Source organism: Pedobacter cryoconitis, from assembly GCF_001590605.1.
Classification (GTDB): Bacteria; Bacteroidota; Bacteroidia; order Sphingobacteriales; family Sphingobacteriaceae; genus Pedobacter; species Pedobacter cryoconitis_A.
This window is the reverse complement of the sequence record NZ_CP014504.1, coordinates 4,323,761-4,342,280: the sequence shown is the minus strand read 5'-3', so window position 1 is coordinate 4,342,280 and position 18,520 is coordinate 4,323,761. Positions and strand designations below refer to the sequence as shown.

At 40.1% G+C, this 18,520-nt stretch carries 12 protein-coding genes; 11 read left to right on the top strand and 1 reads right to left on the bottom strand.

Translation table 11 applies throughout. The annotated features are described in order from the left end of the window. Positions 1 to 140: 140 nt before the first annotated feature. Positions 141 to 527, top strand: a complete 387-nt coding sequence (locus AY601_RS18090; protein WP_068403622.1) for a VOC family protein — start codon at positions 141 to 143, stop codon at positions 525 to 527. Positions 528 to 535: 8 nt separating this feature from the next. On the opposite strand, the gene AY601_RS18085 is transcribed toward AY601_RS18090, so the two are convergent. Beyond that, positions 536 to 1,186, bottom strand: a complete 651-nt coding sequence (locus AY601_RS18085; RefSeq protein ID WP_068403620.1) for a DUF6266 family protein — start codon at positions 1,184 to 1,186, stop codon at positions 536 to 538. A 387-nt stretch (positions 1,187 to 1,573) separates the two neighbouring features. Between AY601_RS18085 and AY601_RS18080 the strand changes: the two genes are divergently transcribed. The 10 genes from AY601_RS18080 (at position 1,574) to AY601_RS18035 (ending at position 18,473) form a co-directional block, all read left to right on the top strand. Next, positions 1,574 to 2,602 carry a LacI family DNA-binding transcriptional regulator gene (locus AY601_RS18080; protein WP_068403617.1) on the top strand — a complete coding sequence of 343 codons (1,029 nt, stop codon included), beginning with the start codon at positions 1,574 to 1,576 and terminating at the stop codon, positions 2,600 to 2,602. 422 nt (positions 2,603 to 3,024) lie between these two features. Then, complete coding sequence (locus AY601_RS18075) at positions 3,025 to 6,009, top strand: SusC/RagA family TonB-linked outer membrane protein (RefSeq protein ID WP_068403616.1); 2,985 nt, start codon at positions 3,025 to 3,027, stop codon at positions 6,007 to 6,009. A 34-nt stretch (positions 6,010 to 6,043) separates the two neighbouring features. Next, a complete protein-coding gene (locus tag AY601_RS18070; RefSeq protein WP_068403614.1) occupies positions 6,044 to 7,624 on the top strand; it encodes a RagB/SusD family nutrient uptake outer membrane protein in 1,581 nt (526 codons plus the stop codon). 19 nt (positions 7,625 to 7,643) lie between these two features. Continuing rightward, positions 7,644 to 8,681 (top strand): SusE domain-containing protein, encoded by a 1,038-nt coding sequence (locus AY601_RS18065; RefSeq protein WP_084359335.1) that lies wholly within the window; start codon positions 7,644 to 7,646, stop codon positions 8,679 to 8,681. Positions 8,682 to 8,784: 103 nt separating this feature from the next. Beyond that, positions 8,785 to 10,638, top strand: coding sequence for a glycoside hydrolase family 13 protein (locus AY601_RS18060; RefSeq protein ID WP_068403608.1), 1,854 nt, complete (start codon positions 8,785 to 8,787; stop codon positions 10,636 to 10,638). 1 nt (position 10,639) lies between these two features. Next, positions 10,640 to 11,320 (top strand): beta-phosphoglucomutase, encoded by a 681-nt coding sequence (pgmB, locus tag AY601_RS18055; RefSeq protein WP_068403605.1) that lies wholly within the window; start codon positions 10,640 to 10,642, stop codon positions 11,318 to 11,320. A 2-nt stretch (positions 11,321 to 11,322) separates the two neighbouring features. Continuing rightward, on the top strand, positions 11,323 to 13,644 hold the full coding sequence (locus AY601_RS18050; protein ID WP_068403602.1) for a glycoside hydrolase family 65 protein: 2,322 nt from the start codon (positions 11,323 to 11,325) through the stop codon (positions 13,642 to 13,644). Next, the gene (locus AY601_RS18045; protein WP_068403599.1) at positions 13,641 to 15,398 is read left to right on the top strand and encodes an alpha-amylase family protein; all 1,758 of its coding nucleotides are present in this window, start codon (positions 13,641 to 13,643) and stop codon (positions 15,396 to 15,398) included. The genes AY601_RS18050 and AY601_RS18045 overlap by 4 nt, the downstream gene beginning before the upstream one ends. Before the next feature lie 49 nt (positions 15,399 to 15,447). Then, the gene (locus AY601_RS18040) at positions 15,448 to 16,797 is read left to right on the top strand and encodes an MFS transporter (protein ID WP_068403596.1); all 1,350 of its coding nucleotides are present in this window, start codon (positions 15,448 to 15,450) and stop codon (positions 16,795 to 16,797) included. A gap of 128 nt (positions 16,798 to 16,925) precedes the next feature. Next, complete coding sequence (locus AY601_RS18035; RefSeq protein WP_068403592.1) at positions 16,926 to 18,473, top strand: S10 family peptidase; 1,548 nt, start codon at positions 16,926 to 16,928, stop codon at positions 18,471 to 18,473. Positions 18,474 to 18,520: the final 47 nt, after the last annotated feature.

The window sequence follows — 18,520 nt, the reverse complement described above, 5'->3', positions numbered from 1 at the left end:
ATTGCTGGATTGCGGGGTAAAAAAATAGATTTGGTAATGTCCGGAAATAGATGGAAATTAATGGAAAGTTGTTTATAAGGAGTTTAATAGACAGTTTTTTGATTTTTATATCATTTCTTTAAGCGTAAACATTCTTAGCTATGAAAAAAGTAACGGGCTTTGGTGGGGTATTTTTTAAATGTGATGATCCGAAAGGGATGAATGAATGGTACGCCAAAAATCTGGGATTGGCTACGGGTGAATACGGAACAACGTTTGAGTGGCGGGATGCTGATGATCCGTCAAAAAAGGGTTCGACTACCTGGAGTACGTTTCCGCAGGATACGAAATATTTCAATCCGTCAACCAAGCCCTTTATGATTAATTATAGGGTGGAAAATCTCGTTGAGCTGGTAGCTGAACTGAAAAAAGAGAACGTCACGATTGTTGATGAAATCGCGGAGTATGATTATGGCAAATTTGTCCATGTAATCGATCCTGAAGGGAACGTGATTGAGCTTTGGGAACCGATAGATGACGCTAAATAGGCTATTTTTTAATTCGTAAATCTCCCACAATACACACTTTTGGAAACTTCATCGCTCATTATGTCTTTAAAGGCGATGAATACTTCATAAGTGTTATTCTTAATGTAACCGGGTTTCATAGGAAAAGTGTGTTTGAGTTCCTCTCTTTGTGCACCGCTGTAATTGGCATGTACACGCCCGAAATTTTTGTTATACAATAAAATAATAGCTCTGTCGTTTGGATTGCCTGTGGCTGTAATATCCTCGTCCCAAGTGAAATTAAAGGCATTTTCGGTTAGAACAACCTTTACATTTTCGGGCTTAAGGAGCCCTCCGTCTGCCACTAACACAGTATCCCAGTTCATTTCCTGATTAGGGAATTCCCCCTTAACCGCATGCAACAGATTAACAGATTTGGCGGCATTGTTTGCAGTAATGTTCCGTTCTTGTGCTATATGTTTAAATCCTGTTCTCAGGAATGGCTTTACATTTTTTAAAAAAGGAGTCAATACCTTCATTTTACCATTTTGTGCCTGCTGAGGAATCGTTCTGACCTTCTTTTTATGGGGCTTTGCAGGTAATGTGCGGGCACATACCTTATTCTTCCATTGATAGATCACAATGTTTCCTATTCTTCCTCTGATACCTGCTAATAAAGATCCTTCCTGTAAAATTACCATAATCTTGTCTGGTTAGTTTCAACAATATACGTAAATATTAAGTAATAGTATAGTAATTATTTTTTATTTAAAAAAATAATTCACCTTAAGTTTGGTTGTTGTTCGATAGCGATTGGGTATGAAGTTTAGGGCCTGTGAAAGCTCTCCGAATGACGTCTGAACAAGGTAGGCCTAGTGCATTGATCGTCAATGGGTTACAGTGGGAGTTTCTGTGCTCTTTTTCGGCTTATTTTCGGTTGATTTGTGGCTGCTATATCGTTAGCTAATGGACTGGGGCTCTGTCTTCTAAAAAAGAAAGGGCTCAGGAAGGGGAACTCTATTTAAATTAGGAGAGGTTAACGATTTTCGGTTATATTTACCTTGTAAAAAATAATTGCAGAGGCGTAGATGCGTAATATCAATATAAAAGAACTGGCGAAAGCGCTTAATTTATCGACTTCAACTGTATCCAGGGCCTTTCGGGATAATAGTGATATTAGCAAGGAAACTAAGGATAAGATTCTGGCTGCGGCCAAAGCGCTGAATTATCAGCCGAATCATTATGCGAGTAATTTAAGGGAGCAGCGCAGTAAAACTATTGCAGTTATTGTACCCGAGCTGGCCAATCATTTCTTTTCACAAGTAATTCATGGGATTGAAGGGGTAGCCAGAGCCAGGGGATACCATATCCTCATTTATGCAACGGATGATGATTATGAGAAAGAAGTTTCTTTTATCAGGCATTTACACAATGGACGTGCGGATGGGATTATTATGTCGGTATCGGGAGAGGCGAATGATCATAATTACCTGAATGAGCTGAATCAGCAGAGGTTACCGCTGGTTTTCTTTGATAGGGTTTATGAGGATATTATTACGCCAAGAGTGATTACCAATGATTATGATAGTAGCTTTTCTGCCGTTCAGCATTTGATTAAGCAGGGATGTAAACGTATTGCATGTCTGGTTATCAATAAGAATTTGTCCATTGGTAAAACCAGGATGCAGGGTTATCTGGATGCACTGGAAAAATATAACATCCCTTTTGATGACCGGCTCATTGTGGATTGTACAAATAGTTATAAACGGAATAATGTAATTCTGAAAGATATGTTCAAAAAGCTAAAGCCCGATGGGGTCTTTACTTCGGTTGAACGTTTGGCATTTGCCACCTATTATGCTTGTCATGATCTGGAAATTACTATACCCGATCAGGTGAAGGTTGTAGGCTTTTCAAGCCTGGAAATTGCACCGCTTTTAAACCCGTCCCTAACGACGGTAACTCAGCCAGCGACAGCGATTGGGATGGAGGCAGCTTCGCTTTTATTCAAGATGCTGGAACATCCGGAGTCGGTAAATGTCAATGAAAAAATTGTACTTGACTCTAAGTTAATGAAGCGGAATTCTACCGCTGTGATGACGTTAAAAAAACGTTAAATTCCAGTTACTAAATCGAGGCTTTTTAAGCATAAATTTTCCGGGTTCTCCTGAAATACGCAGAATTTAAGTTTTTTTTCCTGTCGCTATTGTTAATAAGCTTCTCTTTCTTCGGGAACGTTCCCGGTATCGTTCCCGGAAATCTGTCTGAAAAAGACTTAGTGTAAAAAAAACACTTTTATTGGGTGTAAATTTGATCTAAATTATTGATTTACAGTTTTTTGAACAGTCATATAGCAGTGTGGCATTGAAAAAACACGTAGAATTTATTAAGGCGTTTTTGCCTTTTTGTGATATTAAATATTGTGTTAAAAAATTATTTGATATTAAATTTTGAAATATGATCCTCAAATGTAAATTTACGATGTGTGTGATACACAGTCTATATTATCCAAATATATAACCTAAATAAGTTATTAAATATGAAAGTATTTTACGTGATGAGGTACTGTCTGCTATTGGTTTTAACCATCTCAGCATTGGCAGTACAAGCACAGACCGGTGCAATAACTGGTAAAATTATTGATGAAACCGGTCTTGGACTTCCGGGAGCTTCGGTACTGGTGAAAGGCCAGGGCAGAAGCGCTAGTACGGATGCAGCCGGGAACTTCAAAATCGTTGGTGTACCTAATGGTCCGGTTACCTTAACAGCAAGCTATATTGGTTACAGCTCCCTTGATCTTGACGTTACGGTAAAGGGAAATACAGTCGCAAACTTCTCTCTTAAGCCAGATGCACAGAACTTAAATGAAGTAGTCGTGATCGGGTATGGTACTACACAGAAAAAAGATCTGACAGGATCAATTACTACCGTAAGCTCCAAAGACTTCCAGGCAGGAAATATTACTTCTCCTGAGCAGTTGATTGCAGGTAAAGTTGCTGGTGTGTCTATCGTTTCCAATGGAGGGCAGCCAGGATCAGGAAGTGTGATCCGTATTCGTGGTGGCGCGTCTCTGACTGCAAGTAATGATCCTTTGATCGTTATTGACGGTGTTCCTTTTGGTAACAATATGACCGTAGGTGCGTTAAGTGGTAATGTAATAGCTGGTGTAAGTAATCCTTTAAGCTTAATTAATCCGAATGATATTGAAACTTTTACCGTATTGAAGGATGCAAATGCAACTGCGATATATGGATCAAGGGCTTCTAACGGGGTTATTCTGATCACTACTAAAAAAGGTAAATCAGGAGAACTTTCAATTGATTTCAGTACCGTGAATTCTTATGCGACTGTAGCTAAGAAGGTCAGCGTATTAAGTGCAGATCAGATTCGTGATTATGTAAATACAAATGGTACTGCTGCTCAGAAAGCCTTGTTGGGAACAGCCAATACAGACTGGCAGAATGTAATTTATAACAATGCATTTACTACAGATAATAATTTAAGTATTTCCGGAAGCTTTAAAAAAGTCCCTTACAGGATATCTGGTGGTTACCTTGATCAGAAGGGTTTATTGCGTACCGATCGTATGACAAGAGCTACTGCGGGAATTACGTTGAATCCTACTTTCTTTGACAACCATCTGAAAGTTGATTTAAATTTAAAAGGATCATTAAGCGAAACACGTTTTGCAAATACAGATGCTGTATCTAATGCAATTTCGTTTGATCCTACACAACCAGTGTATGTAAACAATGCCTATGGTGGATATTATGAATGGATAGGCTCTACAGGGCAATTGAATCCTAATGCACCTAAGAATCCGCTGGGATTAATTGAAGAAAAAGAGAATAATGGTAAAGCAGACAGAAGTTTCGGTAATTTAAGACTAGACTACTCTTTCCATTTCTTACCTGAATTGCATTTCAATGTAAATGGTGGGTACGATGTTTCTAAAGGATACGGAACGGTAAGAGTTCCTGCCTATGCTGCACAAAGTAATGCAACTTTAGGAACGGCGACACAATATGAGGCAGTTCAGCATAACAAAGTGGCTGAAGCTTTCTTTAGCTACGTTAAAGATTTGAAAGACATCAGAAGTAATATTAATGCAACTGCTGGGTATGGCTTCTATGAGAACTCAACTACGACTTATAATTTTACTGACTATAATGCAGTTGGCAATGTACAAAAAGTACCAGTGTTTCCTTTTGATAGACAGCAAAATCGATTGTTATCCTATTATGGACGTTTAGTATACACTTTTGCTGATAAGTATATCTTATCAGGAACCATGCGTGCTGATGGGTCTTCGAAATTTAGTGAAGCTGGAAGATGGGGCTATTTTCCATCAGCAGGATTTACCTGGAGAGCAATCGATGAATCATTCCTGAAAGACAGTAAAGTCTTTTCTGATTTGAAAGTGCGTTTAAGTTACGGTGTTACGGGGCAGCAGGATGGTTTTGGTAATTATACTTATCTGCCTAATTATTACACAAGTGTGAATGAAGCACAGTACCAGATCGGAAATCAGTTTTACCATATGTTTACCCCAATACAGTATGATAAAGACCTGAAATGGGAAACGTCTACAACTTATAACGCAGGGATTGATTATGGATTATTTGGTGGAAGGGTTTATGGTAGTGTAGATGTATACTACAAAAAAACTAAAGATTTATTAAGTCTTGTACCTATTGCAGTTGGAACGAACTTTAGCAATCAATTGTTAACCAATGTAGGTAACATGGAAAATAAAGGTATTGAAGCCAGTGTAAACGTCGGTATCATTAAAACGGATGATGTGAAGTGGGATATGGGCTTTAACTTTACTTACAATAAGAATAAAGTAACCAACCTGAGCCTGAACCCGGACCCTAACTTTAAAGTTGGTGCCGGAGATATTACCGGTGCAACTGGTACTACGCTGAAATGGAATGCTGCGAATTACAACCCTGGTTCTTTCTTTGTTTACAAGCAGGTTTATAATACACAGGGAAAACCTGTTGAAGGTGTATATGCTGATTTGAATAACGACGGCATAGTGAATGATCAGGACAGATATTTTTACAAATCTCCTGCACCTAAATTTATTTTAGGCTTCACGACTTCATTCAGTTATAAAAAATTAACATTGAGTACGGTGTTACGTGGTAATATCGGTAATTATATCTACGATAATGTTTCTTCTAATCTTGGTGTGAATAGAAATGTATTGAGCCCTAGCGGATTAATTAATAATGCAAGCAGCACATTTTTCGATACGAATTTTTCAAATAACCAATACCTGAGTGATTATTATATCCACAATGCTTCTTTCCTGAAAATGGATAATGCTGGTCTTGCTTATAATTTTGGCCGCTTGTCACCAAATTCAAAAGCAAATCTGCGTATTACAGCAAATGTTCAGAATGTATTTATAATCTCTAAGTATAAAGGGATTGATCCGGAGAGCACTACTGGTATAGATTATAATTTATATCCAAGACCAAGAACTTATAGTTTAGGTCTGAACGTAGGGTTTTAATAGTTCATCACCGATAAAATAAAATTTCATACGCATGAAAAATCTATTCAAAATATTTGCGGCAACTGCCGTATTACTGGCCACCTTCTCGTCTTGTAAAAAAGACCTGAACTTAAAGCCAACTAATGACATCATTTCGGATGTAGCTTATTCTACTCCGGATGGTTACAAACAGGTTCTGGCCAAGATCTACGGTAGTTTTGCGACCACAGGAGGCGGTGGTTCAGGAAGCAGCGATCTTGGTGGTATCGATGCCGGGGCTTCAGATTTTATTCGTTTATACTGGAATGCCCAGGAGCTGACTTCTGATGAGGGTATCTGTGTTTGGAACGATCCTGGAGTTTATGACTTAAATTTCCAGACTTATACTTCAGATAACGTAATCCTGCGTGGTTTATATACAAGAAGTTTATACCAGATCACTGTGATCAATGAATTTTTACGGGAAAGTACGCCTGATAAATTGGCTTCCCGCAATATCACAGGAACAGCTGCTACAAATATTACAGCTTACAGAGCAGAGGCCAGATTTTTACGGGCTTACCAATACTGGGTACTGATGGATTTATATGGTAATCCTCCATTTATTACAGAAGCAAATGAGATTGGTAAAGTAGCCCCTCAGCAAATCAAACGTGCTGACTTATTTAAATATGTGGAAAGTGAGTTGTTAGCGATAGAATCAGAATTACCAGGTACGAATGATTATGGAAGAGTAACCAAAGGAGCAGACCAGATGTTACTGTCCCGCGTATATCTGAATGCTTCGGTTTATACAGGTACAGCTAAAAATACTGAGGCAGCTGCTTATGCGAGTAAAGTAATCGGAGCTGGTTATTCATTAAACCCTGTTTACAAAAATCTTTTTCTTGCTGATAATAACCTGAATAATCCTGAAGTGATCCTGTCTATCAACTATGATGGTTTGCTGACTCAGAATTTTGGAGGGACAACTTTCCTGACTAATGCTTCTATCAACGGTGATATGAACCCTGCTCTTTTTGGTGTTCCCAGCGGTGGCTGGGGTGGTATTCGTACGCGCTCAACGCTGCCTGCTATTTTCGGTATTAATGGTGCTTTCACCTCTAATCCGGATTCCAGAGCAATGTTCTTTGGAGATAAAGCTACAAATGATGACGTAGGTGTGTTTACAGACGGTTTACGTGCGGTGAAATTCAGAAATGTAACCAGGGCAAATGTTACTGCACCTTCAAACAATGGTACCTTCTGTTCTGTAGATTTCCCTTTATTCCGTTTACCTGAAGCTTATTTGAATTACGCTGAAGCTGTTTTGCGTGGTGGTAGTGGTTCATTGAGTCAGGCTGTTACTTATGTTAATCTGCTGCGTCAACGTGCTTATGGCAATGATTCAGGAAATGTAACTTCCTTGACTTTAGATGGTGTTTTAGCTGAAAGAGCTAAAGAATTCTTCTGGGAAGGTTACAGACGTACAGATCTGGTACGTTTTGGCAAATTTACTGATGCTTCTTATCTATGGCCGTATAAAGGTGGTGTTAAAGCTGGACGTGGTACAGAAGCTACACGGAGTATTTTCCCATTGCCATCGGCAGATTTAATCTCCAATCCTAATCTGACTCAAAATCCTGGTTATTAATTTAAAATCTATTATAGAGATGAGATCATTATTCATAAAAAGCATGGCCTATAGTTTGTTTCTGCTATTGTTTGTGTCATGTAAAAAGGATGAAACTAAAACTGTTGCCAGTACCGGTACTATACCAGTTTTAACGTCTTCACAAAATAACCTGGTTTTAGCTGTGGCTAATTCTGCACAACCAGCAACAGTATTGAACTGGACCGCCTCTTCATTTGGTTACAGTGCAGGCGTATCTTATGCGGTACAGCTGGATAGTGCAGGGAAAAAATTCGCGAAACCTGTAGAGGTTGCTTTGGCGCAAGGTTTGACCAAAACATTTACAGTTTTAGAATTGAATAATATATTAGTTCAATTAGGCTTCAAGCCTGATGTTGCTGGTCAACTTGAAATCAGGGTTAAAGCAAGTATCGGTGATGCTTATGCGCCTGCTTATTCTAATGTCACTCCGATTGTAGTTACGCCATACCAGGTTATCAAACTGACCCCGGTATTGTATGTGATTGGTGCCTATTCCAACTGGTCAGGTGCAACTGCAGTAACAATTGCTTCGGTTAAAGAAGATCAGCAATATGAAGGTTATATCAATTTGCCGGATGCCAGTAATGAGTTTAAATTTACTTCTGCTCCTGATTTCAACCATATCAATTATGGTACGCTAAGTCCTGGTACGTTTATCGCCGGGTCGGGTGATAACCTTAAAGTTCCAGGTGCTGGTTATTATTTGCTAAAAGCGGATACAAAAGAATTAACCTGGACAGCTACTAAAACGGTCTGGGCAGTTATTGGTGATGCAACCGGATCATGGGACAATGAAACCCCGATGACTTACGATGCCGCCAACAAGGTCTGGACAGTGACTAAAGTATTATCAGCTGGTGAGCTTAAGTTCAGAGCGAATGGTAGCTACACGATTAATTTCGGCGATAATAAACCTGCCGATGGCCATTTAGAATATGGAGGTGATAACATTCCTGTAGCTCTTGCGGGCAATTACAAGATCACTTTGAACCTGAGTGTGCCGGGTAGCTATACTTATACGATTACTAAACAATAAAAAACGAAATGCCCTGATGATAATTCCGGGCATTTCGTCCGTTAATCCCAATTTTTTCCTTCGTTAATTCCAATTTGCAAATTCGATCCTCAACTCCTTAAAAATGAAGAAACTATTAATTGTACTATTTGTTCTGTTTACTGCAAATGCATGGGCACAGGTAAAACTGGATCATGTAGAACCCATGTTCTGGTGGGCAGGAATGAAAAACCCAAAGCTTCAGCTATTGGTTCATGGAAAAAATATAACTGACTATAGTGTACAGTTGGATTATCCAGGGGTAAAATTAATAGAAGTTCATCAAGTGGAGAATCCAAATTATCTGTTCGTTGATCTGGAAATTACTGCAGCAGCTAAGGCAGGTAAATTCCCCATCTCTTTTATGGATAAAGGAAAGAAAATATCGGAGTATAGTTATGAGCTGAAAAATAGGGATCAGTCTGCTTCAAGGATTCAGGGCGTAACGAATAAAGACTTTATTTATTTGCTGATGCCTGACCGTTTTTCGAATGGAGATCCATCAAATGACGTAGTTAAAGGACTGGCAGAAACTAAAATGAACCGTGATTCTATGTATTACCGTCACGGTGGAGATATTCAGGGCGTAATCAATCACCTGGATTATTTAAAAGCAACAGGAGTAACCACCATCTGGATGACACCAGAGATAGAAAATGATATGGCTTCAGCGTCTTATCATGGTTATGCTGTAACTGATCATTACAAAATTGATCCACGTTATGGAACAAACGCTTTATATAAAACTTATGTAGAAAAGGTGCATGCAAAAGGCATGAAAATTATTAAAGATATCGTGCACAATCATATAGGTACAGGACACTGGATCTTTAAAGATATGCCAATGAAAGACTGGGTGAACCAGTGGCCGGTTTATACACAAACAAGCTACCGCGATGAGCCTGTAATGGATCCGCATTCCTCAGCTTTGGATAAGAAAAGACAATTGGATGGCTGGTTTGTACCTTCTATGCCCGATTTGAATGAAAGGAATCCTTATGTGCAAAATTACCTGACTCAAAACCATATCTGGTGGATCGAGTATGCCGGGATTGATGGATTAAGGTTAGACACTTATGCTTATAATGATCCGGAATATATGGCCGACTGGGCTTTAAAATTGAAAGCTGAGTTTCCTTCTTTATCTATTTTCGGAGAGACTTTAGTAAATTCGGTGGCCTCACAAGCTTATTTCACACAAGGAAATACAGTAAACAGAGGATTTGATACGAATTTACCGGGGGTGACTGATAATATGATGAAAAGTGCTGTTTATGAAGCATTGAATGGAAAAACTGGCTGGACAGATGGTATCTTCAGGCTGTATAATGTGGTTTCGCAAGATTTCCTATATCAGGATCCAACCCGCAACGTTATTTATTGGGATAATCATGATATGAGCCGTTTTTATTCGGTTATCAAAGAAGATATAGACAAGTATAAATCTGGTATGGCGATTTTACTGACTATGCGCGGGATTCCCCAGTTATATTATGGAACAGAGATCCTGATGAAGAATTTTTCTGATCCGGATGGTTTAGTCCGTTCTGATTTTCCTGGTGGTTGGAAAGGTGATAAAGAAGATAAATTTACGGCTGCGGGCCGTACAGCTAAGGAAAATGAAGCTTGGGATTATGTAAGTAAACTGGCTGTTTACCGCGGCAAAAGTGAAGCGCTGCAAACTGGAAAAATGATGCAATTTGTTCCGGAAGATGGTCTGTATGTTTATTTCAGGTATATTACTGAAGGAAAGCAAGGTAAAGACGTGATGGTAATCTTAAATAGCGAGGATAAAGCTAAAAAGCTTGAGGTTTCAAGGTTTGCAGAAAGAATGAAAAATACAAGCTCGGCGGTCAACGTGATCAGCGGAGAAAAAGTAAATACAGCGAAGACGATCAGTGTCCCTGCTAAAACAACACTGGTACTAGAATTGAATTAATATGAAAGATACAACTATAGCGTGCATTTTTGATTTGGATGGCGTATTGGTAGATACGGCTGTTTACCATTATCAGGCATGGAAAAAACTGGCTAACTCATTGGGTTTTGATTTTACGGAGGCGCAGAATGAACAGCTGAAAGGTGTGAATAGAATGCGTTCTCTGGATATGATCTTAAACTGGGGAGGAGTAACCAAAACTACAGCAGAAAAAGAAGAACTGGCGACTTTGAAAAATAGCTGGTATGTAGCGATGATTAACAAGATGTCAGTTTCGGAGGTCTTGCCTGGATCTTTGGATTTATTAAAAGCACTGAAAGCTCAGGGTATTAAAATAGCATTGGGTTCGGCAAGTAAGAACTCAGGCTTAATCCTGGAAAGAACGGAGCTGGGACATTTCTTTGATGCCATTGTGGATGGAAATGCGGTAACAACTTCTAAACCTGATCCTGAAGTTTTCATTAAAGGAGCGGAGTTATTAAATGCAGCAGCGGCTGATTGTATCGTTTTTGAAGATGCAGCAGCAGGGGTGCAGGCAGCAATTGCAGCAAAAATGACTGTAATAGGTATTGGAACGGAAGAGAATTTACCGGGAGCGGATGAGTTCCATAAAGACCTTTCAACGGTTACCGTCCAAGAATTGATTAATCTGGTTAAAGAAAAGCATAGCGTAAAAGGGTAAACATGAAGAATTACATACAAGCAGAAGAGTGGAATATCATAGAGAGTGGTTTTGATCCTCATTTGAATAAGATATCGGAAAGTATATTTAGCCTTGGTAATGGCCGGATGGGTCAGCGTGCAAATTTTGAAGAAACTTACAGTGGCGAATCTTTACAGGGAAATTATGTTGCAGGCGTTTATTATCCGGATAAAACCCGCGTTGGCTGGTGGAAAAACGGATATCCTGAATATTTTGCCAAAGTATTGAATGCGGCAGATTGGATGGGGCTGGAACTGAAGCTGGATGGAGAATTGCTGGATTTAAGTTTATGTAAGGTAACGGCATTTCAAAGAGTGCTCCATATGAAGGAAGGCTATCTGGAACGCACATTCACTGCAGAACTAGCTTCAGGTAAACAAGTACAGGTAAAGGCCAGGCGGTTCTTTAGCATCGCCAATGATGAAATTGCAGCTCTGCACTATCAATTGATACCACTTAACTTTTCGGGGAAACTGGATTTGACAGCTTTCATTAATGGAGATGTGAAAAATCAGGATTCCAATTATGAAGAGAAGTTTTGGGATGAAGTAAGCAGAACGCAGGATGAAAGTGGTTCTTACTTAACATTACGGACTAAAAAAACAGCCTTTGATGTAATTACAGGTGTTAAAACGGTAGTGCTACAAAATAGTAAAACGGTTCAGCTTACCTTGGATAAACTACCTCGTGAAAAATTTCTTTCAGAGAGCGGATCAGTAGAACTGACACGAAATGAAGGGATTGATATTTATAAAATAGCAACGAACCTATCTTCACAAAATTATGCGACTGCTGATTTATTAGCACAAGCCAAAAAGACAGTTCAGGCTGCTATGGCGAAAGGCTTTGACGAATTGTTAAAGGAACAAGCTGCGGCATGGGCAAACAAATGGCAGGAAGGTGATATTATTATCGAGGGAGATGTGGCTGCACAGCAAGCAATCCGTTTCAACATCTTCCAGTTAAACCAGACCTACACTGGTAAAGATGCACGCTTAAATATTGGCCCGAAAGGCTTTACTGGTGAAAAATACGGAGGCTCTACGTATTGGGATACGGAAGCTTATTGTATTCCCTTCTACTTGTCGACTGCGCCACAGGAAGTTTCTAAAAACTTGTTAGTTTACCGATACAAGCATTTGGGAAAAGCAATTGAAAATGCAGAGAAGTTAGGCTTTACTAAAGGAGCTGCTTTGTATCCTATGGTGACTATGAATGGAGAAGAGTGCCACAATGAGTGGGAAATTACCTTTGAAGAGATTCATAGAAATGGAGCAATCGCTTTTGCAATTTTTAACTATATCAGGTATACGGGCGATGCTTCTTATTTAAAAGAATATGGCTTGGAAGTACTGATCGGTATTGCACGTTTCTGGAAACAAAGGGTAAACTGGAGTGCGGATAAAAAGCAATATGTGATGTTAGGGGTAACCGGGCCTAACGAGTACGAAAATAATATCAATAACAACTGGTATACAAATACATTGGCTGGCTGGTGTTTGAAATATGCAATGGAAGCTGCTGAAATCGTGAAGGAAGAAGATCCGGAGCAATATCAGCAGATTGTAGCTAAAACATCTTTAGCAGAAGAAAAAGAATTTGCAGACTGGAAGGAAATTTCAGCAAACATTTATCTTCCTTATGATGAAGAACAGGGTGTATTCCTTCAACAGGATGGATACCTGGACAAAGAGCAGATTCTGGTGAAAGATCTTCCGGCATCAGAACGTCCGTTAAATCAGAAATGGAGCTGGGACAGAATTCTACGTTCTTGTTATATCAAACAAGCAGATGTTTTACAGGGGATGTATTTCTTTGAAGATGATTATGACCTGGAATCGTTAAGAAGGAATTTTGATTTTTATGAGTCACGTACGGTTCATGAAAGTTCTTTGTCGCCTTGTGTACATAGTATATTAGCTGCGAAACTGAATGATGGCGACCGGGCATACGAGTTTTACCTGCGTACTGCGCGTTTAGACCTGGATGATTATAACAATGATACAGAAGATGGCCTGCATATTACTTCTATGGCAGGTACCTGGATGAGTATTGTGGAAGGTTTCGGCGGAATGCGCGTAAAAAATGATACGCTGTGTTTCAATCCATTTCTTCCTGAACAATGGACATCATTCGCGTTTACAATTGGTTTCCGCGGAAATCAGTTCACAATAAAAGTGACGAAGGACGAGATCATGATCAATACAACCACCAAAGAGTTGCTGCACATCAATATATTTAATAAGTTACAGCCTGTGCAGGCAGGTGAAACTGTAATTAATTACAGAGGACTATTGGTATGAAAAACCATTACCGGACTTTAACTGTATTTGTTTTACTGTTTTCAGGATTTATAAATAGAAGTATGGCGCAACAGCAGGAAAAAATAATGATCTATCAGCTTTTGCCAAGGTTATTTGGCAATAAGCAACAAAGCAACATTCCTTATGGAACTATTGCACAAAATGGCAGTGGTAAATTTAATGACATCACTGACCAGGCATTGGATGGAATTAAAGAACTCGGGACTACTTATGTTTGGTATACCGGTGTAATTTCACATGCTACATTAACAGATTACAGTCAGGCTGGATTACCGGCTAACAATGCACAGGTAGTGAAAGGCAGGGCTGGTTCCCCTTATGCAGTCAGGGATTATTATGATGTAGATCCTGATTTATCGGTGGATGTTGACCACCGGATGGCAGAGTTTGAAGCATTGATAAAAAGGACACATGAGAAAGGGCTTAAAGTGATTATTGACTTTGTGCCTAACCACGTTGCCCGTCAGTATCAGTCCAGGATGAAGCCTTCGGGTATTAAAGATTTTGGAGAGGGTGATGATGTAAAGGTGGCTTTTAGCCCGGCTAATGATTACTATTATGTGCCGGGACAGGATTTTGTTGTGCCGGCTCCGAAGTCCGGTCAGCATACCCCACTTTCTGTTTTACAGCAGGTACATTATGCAGAGTCACCTGCAAAAGCTACAGGGAACAATGTTTTTTCAGCAAGCCCTTCGGTAGATGATTGGTATGAAACTGTCAAATTGAACTATGGGGTAGATGAGCAGAACGGAGCGAAGCAGTATTTTACACCGACTCCTGTGGTCTGGATTAAAATGAGAGATATCCTGGTTTTCTGGACTTCTAAAGGAGTAGATGGTTTTCGCTGTGATATGGCAGAGATGGTTCCGCTTGCATTTTGGAACTGGGTAATCCCGGAAGTGAAAAAAGTAAAGCCCGGGCTTATTTTTATTGGAGAGGCTTATGATCCCGCTACTTATAAATCATTCCTGACTACCGGCAAATTTGATTATTTATATGATAAGGTTGGTTTGTATGATGGATTGAAAAAACTGATCAGAAGTGAAGAACAGGCAGATGTGAATGATATCAGAAAGGTATGGCAACAGGAAAGTGCTGGCTTTGGAGATCAGATGCTGCGTTTCCTGGAAAACCATGATGAGGAGCGGATTGCTTCTGCGGGTTTTGCCGGGCAGGCAGAATTGGCGCTTCCTGCAATGGTCGTTTCGGCAACATTATCTGGTGGGCCTGTGATGACATACTTTGGTCAGGAAGTAGGTGAGCCAGGAAGAGGTGCTGAAGGCTTTGGCGGAGAAGACAACCGGACTACTATTTTTGATTACTGGGGAATTCCGGAACATCAGAAATGGATGAATAATGGTGCTTTTGATGGCGGACAATTGGGTGCTCAGCAAAAGGAACTTCGCAATTATTATAAAAGACTGTTGCAGTTTGCTGGCGGAGCTGAAGCTGTAGCCAGTGGACAGTTGTGGGAAATCCCGGCTGGTGGTAATATGAATAAAAGGATGTATGGTTATGTTCGTTATACGGCCAATCAGCGTTTGTTGATCCTGGTGAATTTTGACCGTCATTACAGGATGGAAAGCCAGGTACAGATTCCGGCGGAGATTTTACAAAACCGTCCTTTAACGACTGCTGCGGATCAACTATCAGATTTGAAATTAACTGAGCTTAAAGATAACACCATACCAATCTGGGTATTGCCAATGCAGGCGCAGATTATAGCCTTCTAATTATTGAAATTTTAAACAATTCCTGAACCTCCAAACCAAATAGATCCTTATGGAACAAAATAGAGCCGCTGCCTCCAAACCAAGATTATCCAATGCACAGATATTTAATATGAGTGTTGGGTTTTTCGGGATACAGTTTGGTTTCGCCCTGCAAAATGGAAATGCTTCCAGAATCCTGCAAACTTTTGGTGCAGATGTGGAACATCTTTCACTTTTCTGGCTGGCAGCACCTTTAACCGGAATGATTGTACAGCCAATTATCGGCTATTACAGTGATAAGACCTGGAATCGTTTTGGCAGAAGAAGACCTTATTTCCTGATCGGGGCTATTTTAACGGCTATCGCATTGATACTGATGCCTAATTCGGGGGCGATGGCTAGTTTTCTGCCACCTATTATCATCGGGGCAGGAATGCTGATGATTATGGATGCTTCTATTAATGTGGCAATGGAGCCCTTCAGAGCATTGGTTGCTGATAAATTACCGGAAAGCCAGAGGAGTTTTGGATTCTCTATGCAAACCTTTTTAATAGGGGCAGGTGCGATTTCTGGTTCATGGTTGCCGTATATCTTTTCCGAATATCTGGGGGCATCGAAGGTTGCGGCTGCGGGGCAGATCCCTCACAATGTGATTTACTCTTTTTATGCAGGTGCAGCAATTTTAATACTGACCATTCTATGGACCGTATTAACTACCAAAGAATATCCACCAGAAGAAATGGCTTTATACCATACTGGGGAGCCGGAAGTTGAAGAGCAAAAAGGGTTATTATCTATTTTGACGGATTTCTCTAATATGCCGTTAACGATGAAACAATTGGGATTGGTTCAGTTTTTCTCGTGGTTTGCTTTATTCTCCATGTGGGTGTTTACGACACCGGCAATTGCACAGCATATTTATAAAGTGCTGCCAGGAGATACGTCTTCTGTTAAATTCGCGGATGCGGGCAATTGGGTTGGTATTCTTTTTGGCGTTTACAATGGGGTTTCGGCTATTTATGCATTGATATTACCCGCTATTGCCAAGGCAACAAGCCGTAAAATGGCACATGCTTTTTCTCTGCTTGCAGGAGGCGCGGGGCTGATTTCTATTTATTTTATCACGAATCCGGATCACCTGATCTATGCGATGATTGGTGTCGGTCTGGCCTGGGGAAGTATTCTTTCTATGCCTTATGCGATTTTGTCGAGTGCAATCCCAGCACGCAAAATGGGAGTTTACATGGGGATCTTTAACTTCTTTATCACGATGCCGCAAATTGTAAATGGTATTTTCGGCGGACTGATTGTGAAGCGGTTTTACAATGGTGAAGCGATTTATGCCATTGTAATTGCAGGCATATTTATGATTTTGGGTGCGATCTCAGTATTGTATATCCGCGGAAGTAAAGAAAAATAATAATGGCAGCTAAAAGGTTGAAATCCGAAAGGGTAATGAGCTGAAATCCGAAGCGTAACATTTTTAAGTTATTACCGATTATACTAATCTTATTTTGATATTTAAGGGACCTAAACCATCTCTTTAAAATGAAACTCTTTTATACGTTATTCCTGGCTGGATGGTGTGTTTGTCAAACGGCAAACGCACAAAAAATGCAGCCTGCCAAAGCAATTTCCGATACTAAAAAAAGCGATACCTCAGTAAATACTGAAGTCAATTCACGAAAGATCGTCACTGAAAGTACGGTTGTTACCCAACATCAGGTGAACATTAAAGGTCAGCGCATCCCTTATAAAGCAGTGACTGGTACGCTACCGGTCTGGGATGAAACTGGCAAAGCTATCGCGGGTTTGTTTTATACTTATTATGAAAGATCTGATGTTAAAGACCGAAGCAACAGACCGCTGGTTATCTCCTTTAATGGTGGTCCGGGTTCTGCATCAGTGTGGATGCATATTGCTTATACAGGTCCAGTATTGCTGAATATTGATGATGAAGGTTACCCAGTTCAACCTTACGGCTACAAGGAGAATAAATCTTCTATTCTTGATGTTGCCGACATCGTTTACATCGATCCGGTGAATACGGGATATTCCAGAGCAATCAATAAAGATATACCAGGCAGCAAATTCTTTGGGGTCAATGCAGATATTAAATACCTCGCCGAATGGATCAATACTTTTGTAACCCGGAATAACCGCTGGGGTTCTCCTAAGTTCCTGATTGGAGAGAGTTATGGTACCACCCGGGTTTCGGGGCTGGCACTGGAGCTTCAAAATTCACAATGGATGTACCTGAATGGAGTCGTACTGGTTTCTCCAACTACTTTAGGGATAGAAAGAGGTGAGGCTTTATCGGCTGCTTTACGTTTACCCTATTTCGCCGCTACAGCCTGGTATCACAAAGCCTTAAAATCAGACTTACAAGGAAAGACTTTAAGTACTTTGTTACCTGAAGTGGAGCAGTTTACAATGAACGAACTCATTCCGGCCCTGGCAAAAGGAAGCCAGCTTGGAGACGAACAAAAAAAGGTAATCGCTGCAAAGATGGCCGCATTTTCAGGTTTGAGTGAAAAAATAATTCTGCAGCACAACCTGGATGTTCCTGCCGATTATTTTTGGAAAGAATTACTCCGTGATCAGGGTTTTACGATTGGCCGTCTGGATTCCAGATACCGTGGGATAGATAAGCAGGATGCAGGTGAAGGTCCTGATTATAATGCGGAGCTGAGTTCCTGGTTACATTCTTTTACGCCTGCCATCAATATGTATATCCGCAATGAACTCAACTATAAAACTGATTTAAAGTATAATATGTTCGGCTCGGTTTATCCCTGGGACAATACCGGAAACCGTACTGCTGAGAATTTACGGGATGCCATGGCGCAGAATCCTTCGCTTCACTTAATGGTACAGTCCGGTTATTTTGATGGGGCATGTGATTATTTTAATGCAAAATATAATCTTTGGCAAATGGATCCGGGAGGTAAATTAAAAGACAGAATGAGCTGGAAAGGTTATGAAAGTGGCCATATGATGTATTTAAGAAGTGCTGATCTGGAGAAGGGAAATCAGGATTTGAGAGATTTTATCAGTAAGTCTTTACCTAAAGCCGGAGTAGCTTCAAAGTTTTAGTCTTTTATAAGCGCCTGTTTAGAATTTAGATGATAAAATTGTTTGTG

Coding starts and splice junctions, on each gene's coding strand:
- AY601_RS18090 (WP_068403622.1), top strand. CDS start 141: ATGAAAAAAGTAACGGGCTTTGGTGGGGTATTTTTTAAATGTGATGAT.
- AY601_RS18085 (WP_068403620.1), bottom strand. CDS start 1,186: ATGGTAATTTTACAGGAAGGATCTTTATTAGCAGGTATCAGAGGAAGA.
- AY601_RS18080 (WP_068403617.1), top strand. CDS start 1,574: ATGCGTAATATCAATATAAAAGAACTGGCGAAAGCGCTTAATTTATCG.
- AY601_RS18075 (WP_068403616.1), top strand. CDS start 3,025: ATGAAAGTATTTTACGTGATGAGGTACTGTCTGCTATTGGTTTTAACC.
- AY601_RS18070 (WP_068403614.1), top strand. CDS start 6,044: ATGAAAAATCTATTCAAAATATTTGCGGCAACTGCCGTATTACTGGCC.
- AY601_RS18065 (WP_084359335.1), top strand. CDS start 7,644: ATGAGATCATTATTCATAAAAAGCATGGCCTATAGTTTGTTTCTGCTA.
- AY601_RS18060 (WP_068403608.1), top strand. CDS start 8,785: ATGAAGAAACTATTAATTGTACTATTTGTTCTGTTTACTGCAAATGCA.
- pgmB (WP_068403605.1), top strand. CDS start 10,640: ATGAAAGATACAACTATAGCGTGCATTTTTGATTTGGATGGCGTATTG.
- AY601_RS18050 (WP_068403602.1), top strand. CDS start 11,323: ATGAAGAATTACATACAAGCAGAAGAGTGGAATATCATAGAGAGTGGT.
- AY601_RS18045 (WP_068403599.1), top strand. CDS start 13,641: ATGAAAAACCATTACCGGACTTTAACTGTATTTGTTTTACTGTTTTCA.
- AY601_RS18040 (WP_068403596.1), top strand. CDS start 15,448: ATGGAACAAAATAGAGCCGCTGCCTCCAAACCAAGATTATCCAATGCA.
- AY601_RS18035 (WP_068403592.1), top strand. CDS start 16,926: ATGAAACTCTTTTATACGTTATTCCTGGCTGGATGGTGTGTTTGTCAA.